This is a genomic window from Shewanella ulleungensis (genome assembly GCF_014648315.1).
In the GTDB taxonomy this organism is placed as follows: domain Bacteria; phylum Pseudomonadota; class Gammaproteobacteria; order Enterobacterales; family Shewanellaceae; genus Shewanella; species Shewanella ulleungensis.
The window spans coordinates 48,641-61,487 of sequence record NZ_BMQW01000005.1; the positions used below are offsets into that span (position 1 = coordinate 48,641).

The 12,847-nt window shown below is 41.4% G+C and carries 16 protein-coding genes; 6 read left to right on the top strand and 10 right to left on the bottom strand.

The window, feature by feature from the left end:
- Window positions 1–48 precede the first annotated feature (48 nt).
- The 5 genes from IEY40_RS10955 to IEY40_RS10975 all read right to left on the bottom strand — a co-directional run bounded on the left by IEY40_RS10955 (window position 49) and on the right by IEY40_RS10975 (window position 4,409).
- Window positions 49–783 (bottom strand): 1-acylglycerol-3-phosphate O-acyltransferase, encoded by a 735-nt coding sequence (locus tag IEY40_RS10955; protein WP_188956098.1) that lies wholly within the window; start codon window positions 781–783, stop codon window positions 49–51.
- Between the two features lie 197 nt (window positions 784–980).
- Entirely contained in the window at window positions 981–1,748 is a 768-nt protein-coding gene (locus IEY40_RS10960; protein ID WP_188956546.1) for a metal ABC transporter permease, read from the bottom strand.
- 4 nt (window positions 1,749–1,752) lie between these two features.
- Window positions 1,753–2,658: a metal ABC transporter solute-binding protein, Zn/Mn family gene (locus IEY40_RS10965; RefSeq protein ID WP_188956101.1), complete on the bottom strand. Its 906-nt coding sequence runs from the start codon at window positions 2,656–2,658 to the stop codon at window positions 1,753–1,755.
- Window positions 2,642–3,850, bottom strand: coding sequence for a hypothetical protein (locus tag IEY40_RS10970; RefSeq protein WP_188956103.1), 1,209 nt, complete (start codon window positions 3,848–3,850; stop codon window positions 2,642–2,644). The genes IEY40_RS10965 and IEY40_RS10970 overlap by 17 nt, the downstream gene beginning before the upstream one ends.
- Before the next feature lie 268 nt (window positions 3,851–4,118).
- Window positions 4,119–4,409, bottom strand: coding sequence for an ABC-type zinc uptake system zinc chaperone (locus IEY40_RS10975; RefSeq protein WP_188956105.1), 291 nt, complete (start codon window positions 4,407–4,409; stop codon window positions 4,119–4,121).
- Window positions 4,410–4,624: 215 nt separating this feature from the next.
- Here IEY40_RS10975 and IEY40_RS20250 point away from each other — a divergent pair, with 215 nt between their 5' ends.
- Window positions 4,625–4,750, top strand: a complete 126-nt coding sequence (locus IEY40_RS20250; RefSeq protein ID WP_268244200.1) for a hypothetical protein — start codon at window positions 4,625–4,627, stop codon at window positions 4,748–4,750.
- 16 nt (window positions 4,751–4,766) lie between these two features.
- Here the strand turns inward: IEY40_RS20250 and IEY40_RS10980 are convergent, their stop codons facing one another.
- Window positions 4,767–5,090, bottom strand: coding sequence for a hypothetical protein (locus IEY40_RS10980; RefSeq protein WP_188956107.1), 324 nt, complete (start codon window positions 5,088–5,090; stop codon window positions 4,767–4,769).
- 129 nt (window positions 5,091–5,219) lie between these two features.
- On the opposite strand from IEY40_RS10980, the gene IEY40_RS10985 reads away from it, so the two are divergent.
- Window positions 5,220–6,866 (top strand): mechanosensitive ion channel family protein, encoded by a 1,647-nt coding sequence (locus IEY40_RS10985; RefSeq protein WP_188956109.1) that lies wholly within the window; start codon window positions 5,220–5,222, stop codon window positions 6,864–6,866.
- Between the two features lie 65 nt (window positions 6,867–6,931).
- On the opposite strand, the gene IEY40_RS10990 is transcribed toward IEY40_RS10985, so the two are convergent.
- The gene (locus tag IEY40_RS10990) at window positions 6,932–7,765 is read right to left on the bottom strand and encodes a MaoC family dehydratase (protein ID WP_188956547.1); all 834 of its coding nucleotides are present in this window, start codon (window positions 7,763–7,765) and stop codon (window positions 6,932–6,934) included.
- A 287-nt stretch (window positions 7,766–8,052) separates the two neighbouring features.
- Between IEY40_RS10990 and IEY40_RS10995 the strand changes: the two genes are divergently transcribed.
- Entirely contained in the window at window positions 8,053–8,826 is a 774-nt protein-coding gene (locus tag IEY40_RS10995) for a methyltransferase domain-containing protein (protein ID WP_188956111.1), read from the top strand.
- Between the two features lie 28 nt (window positions 8,827–8,854).
- Here IEY40_RS10995 and IEY40_RS11000 read toward each other — a convergent pair whose 3' ends face one another.
- Complete coding sequence (locus IEY40_RS11000; protein ID WP_188956112.1) at window positions 8,855–9,763, bottom strand: TraB/GumN family protein; 909 nt, start codon at window positions 9,761–9,763, stop codon at window positions 8,855–8,857.
- A 52-nt stretch (window positions 9,764–9,815) separates the two neighbouring features.
- On the opposite strand from IEY40_RS11000, the gene IEY40_RS11005 reads away from it, so the two are divergent.
- Entirely contained in the window at window positions 9,816–10,124 is a 309-nt protein-coding gene (locus IEY40_RS11005) for a prephenate dehydrogenase (protein ID WP_188956114.1), read from the top strand.
- Window positions 10,125–10,225: 101 nt separating this feature from the next.
- Here IEY40_RS11005 and IEY40_RS11010 read toward each other — a convergent pair whose 3' ends face one another.
- On the bottom strand, window positions 10,226–10,750 hold the full coding sequence (locus IEY40_RS11010; protein ID WP_188956116.1) for a DUF3016 domain-containing protein: 525 nt from the start codon (window positions 10,748–10,750) through the stop codon (window positions 10,226–10,228).
- Window positions 10,751–10,850: 100 nt separating this feature from the next.
- A complete protein-coding gene (locus tag IEY40_RS11015) occupies window positions 10,851–11,360 on the bottom strand; it encodes a DUF4240 domain-containing protein (protein ID WP_188956118.1) in 510 nt (169 codons plus the stop codon).
- Window positions 11,361–11,426: 66 nt separating this feature from the next.
- Between IEY40_RS11015 and IEY40_RS11020 the strand changes: the two genes are divergently transcribed.
- Entirely contained in the window at window positions 11,427–11,840 is a 414-nt protein-coding gene (locus IEY40_RS11020; protein WP_229777078.1) for a hypothetical protein, read from the top strand.
- A 117-nt stretch (window positions 11,841–11,957) separates the two neighbouring features.
- Window positions 11,958–12,755, top strand: a complete 798-nt coding sequence (locus IEY40_RS11025) for a response regulator (RefSeq protein WP_188956120.1) — start codon at window positions 11,958–11,960, stop codon at window positions 12,753–12,755.
- Window positions 12,756–12,847: the final 92 nt, after the last annotated feature.

The window sequence follows — 12,847 nt, forward strand, 5'->3', positions numbered from 1 at the left end:
AGCTAATTATACCCAAACTAAAGTAAGTTGCGAACTTATCAACGCAGCTTAGTTTTTAACGGCTTGATTTAATGCTAAAGCTTCTTTATTTAATTCTACCAGTCTTGCTGACATGGTTTCATGAACTTCAGCACTAAAGGCTTTAACGTCATTTTTAGTTAATCCTTCCGTCGGCATCGGCGCCATCATTTCAACAATCACGACACCATTATTCCAACGATTTAACTTAATATGGTTCTGACATGAAGCTAATACCGGTACTACAGGCACTTGTGCAGCGATAGCCGTGTGAAATGCGCCCACTTTGAATGGTAATAAACCGCGACCGCGTGAACGCGTCCCCTCAGGAAAAATCCACACAGATAACAGCTTAGTTTTCATTTTCTCGACCGTTTTAGCCATCGTATCAAACGCGCTATGACGGTTTTTACGGTCAATCAGAATATTGCCAGACAACCAATAAATCTGCCCAAACAATGGCATCCACGCCAAACTCTTTTTACCTAGGCTTACGGTACCTTTTGGTACAGCAGAGGTGTGAGTGAACAAATCGAAGTTGTTTTGATGGTTTGCTAAATAAATGCACGGCTGTGGCATATCACTGACAGGATGAACCCGAGTAATCACTTTTATACCCAGCACTGGCGCAACAGAGGAAAAAATCTTAGCCACGACATGAACGTTATTGCGATGCATTGGCCTTAAAAGGCAAAAAAACATCACAAAAACAAAGGCTAAAAATAATAGCACGGCGAGAATAATTAAACGAGCGATTAGCAGCACAGCATACTCCTGCAAAATAATTGGCGACAGTATAACGATGCAGGTCTAGGGACTCAATTATTTTGTTTACATATGTACGCTGAAATACTCTGCCCTGCTATACAGGGCAGAATAACACGTTTTATGTGACAACCATGCGACATTCCTAGGCTACAGGAATGTCGCGATGTCTAATGATGTAATAGCAACGCTACTAACTAAGCCGTTGTAGGACGAAGTTTGAGTAATTGCCTAAACACTAGCGCGCTGATCGCTAATGTCGCGACAATAGCTGCACCGCTAGGTAGGTCATAGTTAGCAGATAATAATAAGCCTGCAACATATCCAATGATACCTACCGTATAAGCCCATCCAAGTTTATATTTACCTAAGTATTTGTTTAATGCCAATGCCGGTAAAATAAGGGTGCTAAACACTAAATACACCCCTACTAGTTCTACCGATAAAGTAATCACTAACGCAAATAAAAAGTAAAAACCTGCCCCGTCGAGTATATTGGGCTTTAGCGCAATGAATGCCAAAATAACAACAGACACCACAGCAGGTATCATTAGCTGTGACCAACTCACCCACAAAATTTGCCCAGACATAAGCTGTTTTAATAATTCAGCACCATGAGGGTCGTTTGCCAGCAATAACATAGCCGCCACTGCGCTTAACACATAAAAGCAGCCAATCATTGCTTCAAGTTCACCTGTCAGTCGCTTGGCCATCCATGCGATAACGCCAGCACCTGCAAGCGCAAACAGTGCCGGCATCCACATATGAACAAAAGGTAAACCTTCTACATCATGATCAATGTGAGACACTATCGCACCTAACGCTGCCACTTGTGCAATAGCCAGGTCGATAAAAATAATACCGCGCTTCAGCACTTGTTGGCCTAACAACACATGAGTTGATAACACCAACAAACCTGCCGCTAACGCTGGTAATAATATCGATAGAAGCTCAACATCTAACATGGCGTTATTTAACCCCGTTAAGTAGAGTAAATAAACTGTCATATAGGCTGAATAAGTCTTTGCTTTGATCATTACCACCAACAGACATAGGCAACATCACAACAGGTAAATTGGCTCGTTCACCTAGCCATTTGGCACCACGCTCATCTTGGTATGACGCAACAATAACCGCCATAACATCGCCTTTTTCTGCGCGAGTCAATAAGCTTGCTAAGTGGCTACTTGTTGGTGCTAACCCTGGTTTAGGCTCAAGATCAGCCACTTGCTCTATTCCAACCCAGTTAAATAAATAACGGAAACTAGAGTGATAAGCGATAACCTTTTTACCGGCTAAATCTTTAGCTTGAGCCTGCCACTGGGGGATTTTAGCCTCCCAACGTTGGCTAAAATCAGCTAAAGATTGTTGATACTCACTACTATTTTGTGGATCAATTTCAATCAATTTTGCGCTAAGGGCTTTAGCAACACTCAACAAACGTTGTGGGTCTAAATGCAAATGAGGATTTCCCTTTGCATGAACATCGCCCATTGAGCGGTCAACGCTGGTGAGTTTATCTAACGTATCGATTTGCTCTGCGGCAAAAAACAAGCCTTTATCGGTTGATTTAACCTTAGGGTTAGATGCCTTCATCTGCAGCATCGGCAACCAGCCAATTTCTAAATCGGCACCGGCACACACCACTAAATCAGCCTGGCGCATTTTAGCAATTAAGCTTGGACGCGCCTGCACTTGATGAGGGTCTTGCATGGCTGTCGTTGCTGAATATACGTCTGCCGACGGCGCTAAGGTTTTAGCTAAGGCACCGTATTCAGCTTCACAAGCAAACACGTTAAGTTCCGCTTTTGCTGTCGCGGTAAACAACAGTGGCATTACTGCCACTGCTAAAAGCATTTTAGAATTGATGCGCACCGTGAGCTCCTAATGACATGACATATTGTAAAGTAACGATATTATCGTCTTCGAAACCATCAAAGTTAGTACCTTGCTGATGGGTATACTGCAAGCGCACAGTAGAGAAATGGCTGCTGTGCCATGCTAGGCTAACTTCAGTTTCTTTCAGCTTTTGCGGATCTAAATGATCTTCATGAATTTCAAACGTATCCACTTCACCATAACGCACACCGGCAGACCAGCTTGGAGAGAACTGATAAACGCTGCTTAAATACCAACCTTCATGATAATCATCACCGCTTAATTCATGGTCATGGTCATCTACATCACCGACATCATCAACATGTCCTGGTTCTTCACCAAAAATGTCTGTCACTCTGAAGTATTCACCGCTTACAGTAAGATTTTGGTACTTGTAGTTACCATTAGGTGCCCACTTGTAAACAAAATCAGCGATGTAAGTATTTTCACCTGTATATGAAGCACTGTGGCTGTGCTCATGCTCATCAGCGACTTCCTCTTCTTCATCGTCATGTTCTTCGGCATAGCCTAAGCCATTTTCATTGCGTAAATAACTCAACCCTAGCTGCCATGAACTCTCAACCCCAATATCGCCACCAATTTTGGTTAACGCAGTAAACACACCGACATCGTCAAAATCACGCTCGCCATGTTCGTCAGCAGCGCGCAAACTGTCCCCGCCAAATGCTTCAAGGCCCATGGTCCAGTACAGATCAGTTGGGGCAACATAACTTAAGCGCAAACCATCATCAAAATAATGACCGCCTAAAAAAGCACGATATGCTGCAGGGCGCTCAGAGAATGCATCCGTATGTAGATGTTGATTATTTAAGTAACCAACATCAGACAAGAAACGACCCGCTCGCACAGACAAACCACTTGGTAGCGCTAACGTTTGAATAAACGCTTCTTCTAGATTTAATTCAGTTTCACCGTCGTGAGACTCCACCACTGCGGTCACTTTCCCGTAGAACATTTCATCAATATTGGCACTTAACGCCAATTCCGTTTCACCTAAACCAAAGCCTTCGGCACGCTCAGCCAGTGGGCGATCGCCCGTTTGATAATAACCGTCTAATACAGCACTAATATTAGGATTCGTTAAGCTTGAGTCTTCAGCCATTGCCGAATAAGAACTAACAGCACAAGCCAGTGCCAATAAAGAAACGCGAGTGTTTAACGCAGACATGATATCTCCAAAATACAACAAATAGCCGACTTTCTAAGTATGAATACACCGGCTGAATAACAGAAAAATTGGTTTACCTAAATCTGGGGTAAAAGATTGATAATCTTATTGATTAAACGCTGTTAAACTTGCTATTTAGCTTTGCTAATTACTGTGAATTAACACCGCAATAGCTTATCTATTGCAGATCAATAAACACTACTAGCAAAGTAAAAGACTGTTTTAGTGTCGTTTACTATCCCGAATTTAGGTTAAATACTGTGTTGGATTAACGAGATACTGGCGGGGCGCGGCTTTGGTAATAAGCATGAAATACGCTAAGCAGAAATGGCAGCGTAAATTGTTGACGTTCGAAGGTTTGCTTACTTGCGGTAAACACAAGTTCGCTGCTGTGAATGGTTTTATTTAACTGATGTTGGTGAAAACATAAGGTACAGTGATTTTGCACCCCATCATCAAGATGGCGAACCGAGTGCGCAGATGCAGCAATAGACAGCACAATCAAAATGGCACTGAGCCAGATTGCGATCGTTTGTCTAATGTGGATGCGTGAACTCAAAAGATTCTATTCCATCAGGTTAATAAATGTGAGTACTAGTGTAAAATAGCCGTGCTGAAAAGCAACACATAGATTGTGACAAATCATGACCATGAGTGACAAATAAAAACATCATTGTCGACTTTTTCATCACCTTGGGCGTTTTTAAGATAAGCTTAAGCTGTGGCTCATACCATTAACAAAATAGACAATACCAATTCAATAGGACCTGCATCATGGCACAATTTATTCGCGACAATATCGGCATCATATTAGTTATGGTCATCGTAGGCATTGTCGTGCTCGGCGGAATTTACTATGTAGAGTCATCATTAGAAAGCCAAGTTATCGTGGTAGACTAAACGATTCCGACCACGCTTATTGCTTGTTTATGCTAGCGTCATCTTCTGGCGCTTCAACCATTTTTAAATGATCCATAATGTGTGACAACCCTACTACAATCACCGCTAAAATAATCAATGGTGTGGTGATATGGGTAATGTCTTCCAAAAAATAAGCGACTAACGCCGCTATCACACCACTATAAAAACCGATTATTTTAATCAAGGCTAACGCTTTATTGTGCCCAAGCCATGCAGCACAGTGCGGGCATTGCACCTCAACCGATAACCCTTTGCCGCGGCTTTCTGTGACTTTTGCAATAGAAAAGTGTTTGTAACAATGGGCGCATTGCAGTGCCATGTTGTGTACCTTTAATCAATAATGGCCGCAAGTTTAACAAATAACCCGGCTAATAACATCGCTGAACGTAGCTCCACTAGTGGTTTTCTACTATCATAATCGCAACTTAGCCTCATAGGACGCGCTTAGATGTTACGGATTATACCCACAATACTTTTATTAATGACCACACTGTTAATGGTGCCATCTATATCGGCACAAGATTCAGCAGTCGCTTCAGAAACAACCAGTGCCGTTATCGACACTAACACGCTTAATAAAATGACGTTGCTGCAACAAACCATTGATCATGACACACAGTTATTATCGTCGGCCAAAGGCGAAATGCGCACCATTACCGAATATAGAATTAAAAATAAGTCTTCACAACTGCGTGATGAAATCGACCAGTTAATTACCTCCGGCACAGCAGATCATCAATACCTTATCCCTTTAGTACAAAATCAATTGGTATTTTTACGCCAAGTAATTACCTATTTAGACGCCGATTTATTGTTACTAAATAGTAAATTAGGTAGTGACGATGACAGTAAAGTCATTGTCGCCATGTCTAATCGTGAGTTTGAACGTGACCACTACTTAAAAGCAACATTAGAAACGCTGCAATGGGCAGAAACATTAGCCATTGATGTCACTACGCAAAAGCAAACGTTTACCGACTTTATGCTACAGCGAGCCGATCAATTTGACAGTTTAGTGAATTACACCCAAGACGAATTACAAAAAGCCGTTGCTGAAGCTGCCGCAGCAGGTGCAGATATCAGCACCGAACAAAAAGCAAAAGTGCTCGCGTTAAAAGAGCGCTTAGGTCAAAACAGCTCTAGCTTAGCGATTTCTGCATCGATTTTAGAAAGCCTAGGACAAAATGTATCGCAAATAAAACAAACCTTGTTTAGTGTATCTGGCGACATTACTCAGGATGTGTTGAACTTTAGCGTGGCGTCGAATTTACTCCAAGGCTGGGCAAAAGTAATTAAAGATCAAACCATCAATAACGGCCCTAACCTAACATTTAAAATTTTGGTTTTTTTATTCATTCTATTTGTCACCAGTTTAGTGGCTAAAATCGTTACTCAAATTATCGCCAAAACCGTCCGCGCCTCTAAACTACAATTTAGCCAACTGTTACAAGAGTTTTTTATCTCACTGTCAAGTAAGGTGGTTTATGCAGTAGGCTTATTAATCGCCCTATCACAACTGGGGTTTGAACTAGGCCCATTACTGGCAGGCTTTGGTATCGCTGGTGTGATTATCGGTTTTGCATTGCAAGACACACTGTCAAACTTTGCCTCGGGTATGATGATCTTAATTTATCGTCCATTTGATGTCGGCAACTTAATTAATGCCGCCGGAGTAACTGGCCGTGTAAGCCACATGAGCTTAGTGTCTACCACTATCAAAACGTTAGACAATCAAAGACTGATTGTTCCTAACAATAAAATTTGGGGAGATACCATAAATAATATTACCGCCGAGCATCAACGCCGAGTCGACATGACCTTCGGCATTAGTTACAGCGACAATATTGAACATGCGGAAACGATTTTAAAAAGTATCGTTGAACAGCACCCTAAAGTTCATGCCCAACCAGAACCGATTGTAAAACTGCATACCTTAGGCGAATCATCTGTCGACTTTATCGTCAGACCCTGGGTCAACCCTGATGATTACTGGGAAGTGTATTGGGACATTACTCGCGCAGTTAAAATGCGCTTTGACGCTGAAGGTATTAGCATTCCGTTCCCACAACGCGATGTGCATATTTATCAAAAATAATAAATCGTTATAAACTAAAAAAGCTCAAGTCACTGACTTGAGCTTTTTGCTATGAGTATCCACGCTTATAAGTAGGTCACATTGCCCTGCAAGTGCGGTCTGCGCCCTTTAACGTCCCGCATTTCAAAACGTTTACCGTTTTCAATACTTTCAAAGCCAAAAGTGACTTCTGATGGCATAAACACAGGCAGCTTAAACTCAACATCAACCTGGAAGGGTTTATCCCCAATAAAAGTCATTAATTGTGATAATGCACGTGCTTTAGACCACATACCATGGGCCAGCACTCGCTCAAAGCCAAAACGTTTCGACAACAAAGGGTGCAAGTGTATAAGGTTATAATCACCAGAGGCTTTAGCGTAACGACGGCCTAAATCTTCAGTTAAACGCCATTGTTTCACATCTTGCCAAGCCATTTCCGACGCTTTCGGAGGGCGAGCACGACGACCTGGGGTGTCGATACGGTAAAGATACGTCGACAACGCTTGCCATACTAATTCATCCGCTACAGATACCTTAGAGACTAAATCGAACTCAAGCCCTGAATCGGTATTACGACTGTCAGAAAGTTCACATTGTACCGTTAAGGTTTCATCTGATCGCACAGGACGAAAAACACTGATACTATTTTTAAGGTGGATCATCCCCAACAACGGGAACGTCACCGCTTTATGAGTAAAAATAGTCGCATGTAATCGAAATGCCCACACATATAAGTACGTTGGTGGTAACGTAACACCGTCAAACTCAAAGCCACACACTTCAGCATATTGGCGAATTTTCTCTTGTGACAACATCACATTTGATGCTTGCACATAAATCGTCGGCAGCGGTTGCTGATCCCACCCAGGCTTGCGCCCAAAAAGGATTTTGCGATACAAAGACAAAAGCGAAGGCATCGCCTTTAATTCGATAGCGTAATCGTGACTCACAATATGTACCTTACATAGGCAGCCAAAATACTAAGCTGCAAAATGGTTAATAGATCATTATACCTTACAGTATTGAGGTTACTAAATAGCTAATTGTTAAATGCGTTTAATATCCGTTGTTGCGATAATCCATATTGATTTATCAGTAAACTTTTCATTACTGTCTGTACACAATTGATGATTTTTCTTTACCTTTTTAAATTCACAATGAGACAATTACAGCACTTAAATTGATTAAATAACGTGATGGTACTGTGCAAGATAAAAATTTCGATAAACTCAGTCAAAAATTTGCCAAAAACATCTACGGTACCACTAAAGGTGAGATCCGCGCAGCCGTGTTATGGCGAGACCTTGCCCCTGAGCTAGATAAGCTTGGCAAGCAACGACTACGGATTTTAGATGCCGGTGGTGGGTTTGGTTTTTTGAGTCAAAAGCTGGCGGCTTTAGGCCACGATGTGGTGCTTTGCGATATTTCAGAACAAATGCTCGCACTGGCACAACAACAAATTGCAGCAGCTGATACACCATTATCGATAGAATTAGTCCATAGCCCTATTCAAGCATTGACGGCAACACAATATGGACATTTTGATGTCATCTTGTGCCATGCTGTGGCTGAGTGGCTTATCGATGCCAACACAACTCTCAACGGACTATTAAGTTTACTTAAACCTAATGGTTTATTTTCGTTGATGTTTTATAACAAAGAAGCATTACGATTTCACAGCCTAGTGTCAGGTAATTTTGATTACGTTAAACGCAATTTGGTAGTAAAAAAGAAGGTCGGCTTAACCCCTACACACCCACTATATATCGAAGATGTGCGCCAGTGGTTTGCCCAATGGCAACTCACAATGGTGACTCAGTCAGGGGTAAGGGTTATTAACGATTACCTAAAAAAACATTTACCGCCTGATTTTGACACTAAACAGTTAATCGAAATGGAATTGGCCTACTCGCAACGAGAGCCCTATTTATCATTAGGTCGTTATGTTCACTTTTTAGCGCAATCAGCTGCAAAATAACGCTAGTTATTATTACTTATGAACAATATCAACACTGCAGCAAGGTGCATCGAGTGACTATTGCACCTTGTTGTCTAAGCAAATCAGGAATAGCTTGCTGACCGACAATATGCCCTGCTCCCACCACTATAAATAGTTGGTTTTGTGCTTTACCTTGTAACAATTGGATTATCTTTTGTGTCATAGAATGATTGCGCTGCCACAATAACTTTTCTAAAAATTCATCAGACTCTCCCGCTTGCGCTTCCATAATCCGTGCTAACGCCTGAGCATCACCTTGACGCCAAGCGTGGATCAAATCAAGCATTTCAGCGTCGCTGGCGTTAATAGCATCGTCGAGCATTTGCAATTGGGTTTCTGTCGAGAATGATGAAATGAGTTCAAATTGAAACTGAATGCTTTCAAGCTCAATCAAGGCTTTTCCTTCTTTATTAGCCGTAAAATAAGCGTCCACGCCTTGCTCAGCGCTATAGCCCAACTCAGCAAAACGGTTTACGCTAATCTGCGTTGATTGTAACCAAGGCGCATATGGCGCTAACGCTTGGCACATCGCTTGATGACCTTGGCAATATGTCTTACGCGTAGCATCGACATCGGCAGCGATTTCTGGCGACAACACCCCGTATTGTTGCAATAACGCCGCCGCATTCCCTTGAGTAATATCAGCTTCAACTACCAATGCATCCGACTGTTTAAACGCCGATTCGATGTGTTGCGCTAAGGGATAAAAATCTGCCTGACCAATATGAATCGAACCTAGTAAGTAGGCTTGCTGTTGTTGATATTCAACTTTATAAAAAACAGGTGAATCTAATGCCGCTGCAGGGAGTGCCACTAAGCACAATAACAATGCCACAAATCTGTTGAGATTTAGTTGTAAATGACGACAAATCAAATTGATATTCAAATTAAGCCGACTTTTCCTTGTTGCTTGCATAGCAGCTCCTTATAATTAGTTATATTCTTTACCCATGCACTATGAGGCAATTATGCCGTACACCAATGTTTTTCTACAGATAAAAGAAAACCTGCAAATCGCCTATAGACAAGCCATTGATTCAGATGCCCGCCTAGACGAGTTGCGTAAAGCCGGTCATGGTAAATTTGTGGCGATCTTTACTGAAGATCAAGGTTTTACCGAAAGCAGTAATCGCTTTTTGCCTTACGTACAAGAGCTTGTCATTGAATTTGATAAGATGCAAAACAGTACGCATGTGGCGCAAGAAACCTTAGAAGCTTTTGTAAAAAAGCTCGCGACTCTGCTACAAACACTGCAAGTGTTTAAGCTTGCTAAGTAAATAAAATCAAGTTTCTTTAACTTTGGTTACTTTACTGGCTAATTAAAAATAAAAGCTCCAACTGTGGAGCTTTTATTTTTTTAGAGATAAACCAATAAATACTATAACTTAGGTTCAACGCTCTTTTGTAACCAGTCAGTAAAAAGCGTGGTTTCATACTGAAACGGCCTGTCATTGAAACGATGAGAACTATACATAAAGCTCATATCAGTAATTTTCTCATCACCGCTAACAATGACTTTATCACCCTCATTTACCGTAAAACTAAATGTCGCTCTTGGCGGATACAAATCTTTTACGATACGTAAATCACCCGGCGTTGCACCAAAGGTTGGGCGCATATCACCTGCTAAATCCAGGTTAGTCACTTGCATGCTTAAGGTTTGACCAGGTTTAAGCGACTTTTCAGCTTGTTTATTAATATTCTTGGTTAAGGTTTCAAATAAGCGCTTTTCAAAACGAGATTGCAGCTCTGTAGACGTCTTAATATCGCGAAAATCTTTTGGGTTTTGCCATTCAATTTTTACTACACCGACTTCAGTTAGTGGATTAGGTTCTGGCGCATCTTCAGCCATTGCGACTTGCCCCGTAAATACCGAAGCCAATAGTAAATATTTAACGTTCATAATAAACCTCCAAAATGACAATTGAACTCGCATCTCAATGTAATCACTTTAGCGCTATCAAGCTGAACCAGCGCTTAACAAGAGTCAGGTCGTTACACGCTTAAAATGGAAACCGTGCACTTAATAATGGATAAGTTTGACGCATAATTTTGGGCTTAGTGCTAAATTTTTTACCCACTGGCGTATTTTGTCCAGACGGTACAAAAGGTAATTCATGCTCAGTACGGTCTTCATAAATTTGCCCGGCGATAAGGTCATAATCTTCAACAAATGGATAAGCGTAATTATCCACTAACGGCCAGTCGTTTAACTCGCCTAAGCAATCAGGGTTTTCTACCACCTTGTCATACCATTGCTGGCCTAACGATAATAAAAAGCACCTAAATTCGGCAAAGGCATAATCGCTATCACACCCAGTAATAATGTAAGCAGCGCCCCAGACTGACCATAAATAACTGCGACGTAATTGTTGGCCGAACATTTTATCAAACGCCTTTAGCGAGTCATCGTCTAAAGCGGTTAATTTATCACGCAGTTGTTGCGCGGTTTCATCAGAAGATTGGCTCGGTTGCTCACGTGTAACCAGTACCCAAAAATCGTTTTCAGTCATCAAAATATACCCACTTAGCGTGTTTGTGCGATATTCTACCTCAAATTTTATAGCCAGATGACCAATATGAATCAGATAGCACAATCCGCCATGCCGTTAAGAGTAAAAATTCTGGTGGCACTGTATGCACTACTTACGCTAATCGCGCTTTGGCGTATGACCACTTTTTATGCTTTTGATTTGCTCACCCTAGGTGTCTTACCGCTATTATTTGGTATTTTGAGCCGAGCGCAGTGGACGAAAGTGGTACTGTTTTTTTATGTCGGTCTACAAACTCTTGGCTTAGCTGCTATCAGCACAACCGCTATCATTGCGTATCAAATTACTCCAAATGACGTTAATTTAGCGTTCCAAGGATACGACATTCCACTTATTCCCTTATGGTTATTACTCTCAGCGCTTATTGGGTTTCAGTGGTGGGTTGGACTATCAACTGTTACCGGCACTTATTTAGCACAAAAGCAGAGCAAAACGACATAACATATCCTGTCGTCTATAATCACCTAGTCAGTTTGAGTTATCAGTTATTTAACACCTTATAACCCAGCAACACTCTAAAAATTAAAATAATAAACACATCAATGTGGAACGTTAATTATGAAAAGTTTATCTCCCAGCGAGCTGTCCATTCTGTTAGTCGAACCGTCTGACACGCAGCGCAAAATAATTATTAGCCGCTTGCAACAAGAAGGCGTTAGCAGCATACAAACTGCCGCCACAATTACCCAAGCAAAAGAGATTATTCAACGTCATAAACCCGACTTAATTGCCAGTGCACTGCATTTGGTCGATGGTGAATCAACTGAATTATTGCAATATATAAAAAACACCCCTGGGTTAAGCGACATTCAATTTATGTTGGTTTCCAGTGAGTGTCGCCGTGAACAATTAGAAATATTTAGACAGTCTGGTGTAGTCGCTATTTTACCTAAACCATTTAACGCTGAAAACCTAGCCACGGCACTCAACTCCACCGTTGATTTACTCAGTAATGATGAACTCGATTTGAGTCACTTTGATGTACACAATATTCGCGTATTGGTGGTCGATGACAGTCGAATGGCACGTAACGTTATTAAACGAACTATCGGCAATTTAGGTATGCAACTCATCACAGAAGCAGAAGATGGGGAGCAAGCAATAAGCTTGATGAAAGAAAACATGTATGACTTAGTCATCACAGACTACAACATGCCGTCTGTAGATGGTTTAGCGCTCACTCAGTACATTCGTAACGAAAGCCAGCAGTCGCATATTCCGATTTTAATGGTGTCATCTGAAGCAAACGATACCCACCTAAGTAATGTATTCAGTGCTGGAGTTAACGCCTTATGTGATAAGCCTTTCGAGCCGCAATTGGTAAAGAAAATTCTTTACCAATTGCTAGAAGAGTAAATTGATCACCATTGGGTTGAATGATTTAGGCTTATTTTGCTCCAAAACCATTACAGATACTGAATTTATAGGATAAAGTGCTTTTAAACCTG